This window comes from Methanomethylovorans sp. (genome assembly GCF_041305605.1).
Lineage (GTDB): Archaea > Halobacteriota > Methanosarcinia > Methanosarcinales > Methanosarcinaceae > Methanomethylovorans.
Genome location: NZ_JBFYLB010000032.1, coordinates 1 through 3,630 on the forward strand (window position 1 = coordinate 1; position 3,630 = coordinate 3,630).

The window sequence follows — 3,630 nt, forward strand, 5'->3', positions numbered from 1 at the left end:
TTCCAGCAGACATACTCGTGGTTGGATGCAGCAACTAGTGTTTGCCGTTGTTCCCTGAATTATAGAAAGTAAATTGGAGGAAAGGACATGAAGGTTTTAGCAATCAACTCAAGTCCCAGAATGGATAAGGGCAATACGGCTCGAATACTGAATCCATTTCTCGAAGGGATGAAAGAAGCAGGAGCAGAAGTAGACTTATTCTACACAAGGAAACTCAATATCAAGCCATGCACTGGTGAGTTCAATTGTTGGTTTAAGACACCTGGAGAATGCTATATAGATGATGATATGAAACTGCTCTATCCAAAGATAGAGGAAGCAGATGTACTTGTGTTTGCTTCGCCACTCTATGTAGATGGAGTTAATGGTCCCATGAAGAATCTTTTTGATAGGATGCTTCCAGGGATTCAGCCATTCGTAGAATTGCGTGATGGTCGCTCTCGTCATCCAGTACGTGGAACTCCCAAGAATCAGAAGATGGTACTGGTCTCTAACTGCGGGTTCTGGGAAATGGAGAATTTTGACCCTCTAATTGTTCACATGGAAGCTTTCTGCAAGAATGGGTCATTTGAGTTCGCAGGAGCATTACTGCGACCACATGGCGAAGCTATGCAGAGCATGCTGGAAATGGGAGCTCCAATAGGTGATATCTTTAAGGCTGCAAAAGATGCAGGTCGTCAGCTTGTGAAAGAAGGACTTATGTCAAAGGAGACTCTTGATATAATCAGCAGGGAACTTCTGCCACACGATATGTATATTCAATATGGGAATCAGTATTATCAGCAACTACTTGATTCACTGAAGAAATAGGTAATTGAGCTGATGCCCTCAGGGTACTTACAGTATTCTGAGGACACAACATCTTCAATGAGGATGGTTTATTCCTCGTATGTAAGGTATGCAATTAGTACTTTGAGGACGTTGTTGCTATTGAGTACATAGTACTCTGCATGGCCTACCTTGCTTGATTTCCCCAAAAACTAAACGAACACACGACAATCGCTCGATAGGATTTTTGGTAGCAAGGTATCCATTTGATAGAAGTTTACATACTGGGTTGGGCTTCGCTAGAGGCCCGCCAATGAGAGTTAAGGGGTTGTATAAGGGGTTTTTGTATGGGTGGGCTGGAAATCGCATCCTATAGATTATATGAAGGAATTATGAATAGTTGATGATGTCAAAGGGATGCGAAAAATATTCAACAACTAGATTCTAAATCAACTGGTTTCAGGTACATTTTATGTGACCGACTATAGTCATTAAGAACACTACGAATATCTCATCATTATGAGTATATTCATACATACTAGTATACAAATATTAATATATATGAATTTGAGATGTATGTACTATATCAATAGCAAGGTGATGAATTCAATAATTGAAAGTGAATTTGCCACTTGAAAACGAAAGAGGAGAAAGACTATTATGGAGTTTGTAACTGTAACCTGTAACCAATGTGGTCGTAAGATGTATGTCCAGAGCAAGTTAGCTCGCAAGGAAATGTACTGTACTATTCAATGCCTTGAGGCAGCCACCTCATTAAAGAATAACAAAGAGATGTACTGCACCATCAACTGCCTTGAGACAGCTATCCCATCAAAAATCTGAGCGTTCCAACCTGGACACTCACACCTCATCTTTATTTATAATTTTACTTTAGATGAACTATTGAAGAAATTACTCTTTTTAATCCACATTCGATGTAAAGAACTCCAAATAGTGCTTCTACCATTGTTCCTTTTGCATGTTCTATTTTTTCTTCATTACCATTATTCGGGTCTCTTGTAGAACCAAGTCTAAAATCAAACAAACCCCATTTATCACAGAGTTTTGGGCTCAGTAGAAATGCTCATTTGGGTTCTGTAGAAAACCTCTCAAATCAACATTATCTGATTGATCTTGGCAAAATCAATTAATGTTGAATACTACGTTTTAAAAATCAGAGACTGTTATTCATCCCCGGATATTGAAGATTTCTACAAGGGCCAAAGATCCCAGATAGAATGGATGTTAGTCTTTCCCATCCAATTCATCATTTTGTTTCATTTTTAACGCCAGCCGTTGTAGATAAAAGGCCACTGGAAATCCTAGGATACTGGGTATCCAGAAAGATACAATGCGGTAGATCAATATCACCACTACAGTGATAGGAATTGGCACACCCATGACGTTATAAAGTGCAGCCATCGACCCTTCTACTATCCCTACTCCACCTGGGATTAAAAAAGCCATCTTTCCAAAAAGAATGGGCAGACCATAACCAGCAAGTAATATGCCAATGCTCACATTGTACCCGGCTGCCAGGAATATCAGGTATAGTGTCATTATGTCAAATCCTATGCTTAGAGCCGAACCAAGAACTGGTCGTTTCCAGCCATCCTCTTTTAACCTGTCCAACGAATCAAACAGGCGCCGGAGTGTCTCGGATGAAGTGGAAGTATGTGGTTTTCTTTTCAAATTTTCCCATGAGATGGAAACTTTGCCCACTACTGAGATGAGCTGCACACGGTGGGCATTTCCCCAGAGAACGATGATAATTAAAGCTCCAATAAATATCAGTATCAGGATGAAAGCAATTATTTGTGCTTTTGAGAGTTCATGCATGATCAACAGATATGCGACTCCAAGAAAAGCTACAAACAAAAGTATTGCATTGTTAAATGCTGTTGGCAAGGTTCCTGCCTGAACTGCCCCCTGCCGATTCACACCCAGAGCACGAGTCCAGTGATATGTGGCTGCTGAGTTTCCCAGTGTGCCTCCGGCTATCAATCCGATACTGGAAGCGGCTAGTGCGATCAACGTTCCCCATAATATGGAAAGTTCCTGTCGTGCAATCGCTACACATGCCCTTAGAAGATAACCGTATTCTAGATAGCTGGCTATCTGGGCCACAACGGCCAGCATAAAGATCCATCTATTCATTGAACTGATTACTTTGAGAGAGTTTTCTAAAGCTGTAAGTTGTGGTAAGATTAGATGCACTGCAAGGCCTAATATCAGCAGTTCCAAAAGGTAGTGGCCAACTCGTAAAGTCAGAGGGGGAAATAAATCTTGCATAGGGCTGTCGTTTTTTTCTTTGGAGGCCATCTTGATTACCTTGACTCTGCTTATTCAGGAAATAAATCAAATTTTAATCTTTTTTTACTTAAATTTTCGTTTTAGGCAATTAACCTCATCTGCGTGAACATCTTTGCCACTTTGTTGGAGAGGAGTTTCAGGTTTAATTTTCTGCTATTCTCGAGTCTGATGATTTCAAATCAATTTCTGCCTTCTTGGGCCCTCCTATGCTAACACATCACATGGGGAAAATCTCTCCGATAATGACGATAGAAGATGCTTACCAACTGCCATTTATTGACAAATGAATTTAGTGGTGACATTAGTTTTGTATGAGTTTATGTTGACTCATCAGTACTTTTTTTCGGCTTCTTGTGACTCTACCATAACCGTCATTATAATAGAGGACATTTTAAAATCTCTTGAGTTGAAATCTTTGGACAATTTCCCATGCAACAATAATTTACTTTGTTTGGATGGTTGCAAGCATCCTGAGATGGTGAATTGTACTGACGAAGAGAACAATCGTGCCATACTTCTTCTTTCCATTTTAAGAAATCCGCTTATATC

At 40.0% G+C, this 3,630-nt stretch carries 4 protein-coding genes; 2 read left to right on the forward strand and 2 right to left on the reverse strand.

The features are described 5' to 3' along the window. The first annotated feature begins 87 nt into the window (after nt 1-87). A complete protein-coding gene (locus ACCM36_RS02250; RefSeq protein WP_370572088.1) occupies nt 88-810 on the forward strand; it encodes a flavodoxin family protein in 723 nt (240 codons plus the stop codon). Nucleotides 811-1,428: 618 nt separating this feature from the next. Then, nucleotides 1,429-1,611 carry a hypothetical protein gene (locus ACCM36_RS02255; RefSeq protein WP_370572089.1) on the forward strand — a complete coding sequence of 61 codons (183 nt, stop codon included), beginning with the start codon at nt 1,429-1,431 and terminating at the stop codon, nt 1,609-1,611. A 43-nt stretch (nt 1,612-1,654) separates the two neighbouring features. On the opposite strand, the gene ACCM36_RS02260 is transcribed toward ACCM36_RS02255, so the two are convergent. Both ACCM36_RS02260 and ACCM36_RS02265 read right to left on the reverse strand, forming a co-directional pair. Next, a complete protein-coding gene (locus ACCM36_RS02260) occupies nt 1,655-1,813 on the reverse strand; it encodes a ribonuclease III domain-containing protein (RefSeq protein WP_370572090.1) in 159 nt (52 codons plus the stop codon). Between the two features lie 200 nt (nt 1,814-2,013). Further along, nucleotides 2,014-3,090, reverse strand: coding sequence for a YbhN family protein (locus ACCM36_RS02265; RefSeq protein WP_370572091.1), 1,077 nt, complete (start codon nt 3,088-3,090; stop codon nt 2,014-2,016). Nucleotides 3,091-3,630: the final 540 nt, after the last annotated feature.

What these genes read in the sequence shown, in the direction of transcription:
- ACCM36_RS02250 (WP_370572088.1), top strand. Translation starts at nt 88, where the DNA reads ATGAAGGTTTTAGCAATCAACTCAAGTCCCAGAATGGATAAGGGCAAT.
- ACCM36_RS02255 (WP_370572089.1), top strand. Translation starts at nt 1,429, where the DNA reads ATGGAGTTTGTAACTGTAACCTGTAACCAATGTGGTCGTAAGATGTAT.
- ACCM36_RS02265 (WP_370572091.1), bottom strand. Translation starts at nt 3,090, where the DNA reads ATGGCCTCCAAAGAAAAAAACGACAGCCCTATGCAAGATTTATTTCCC.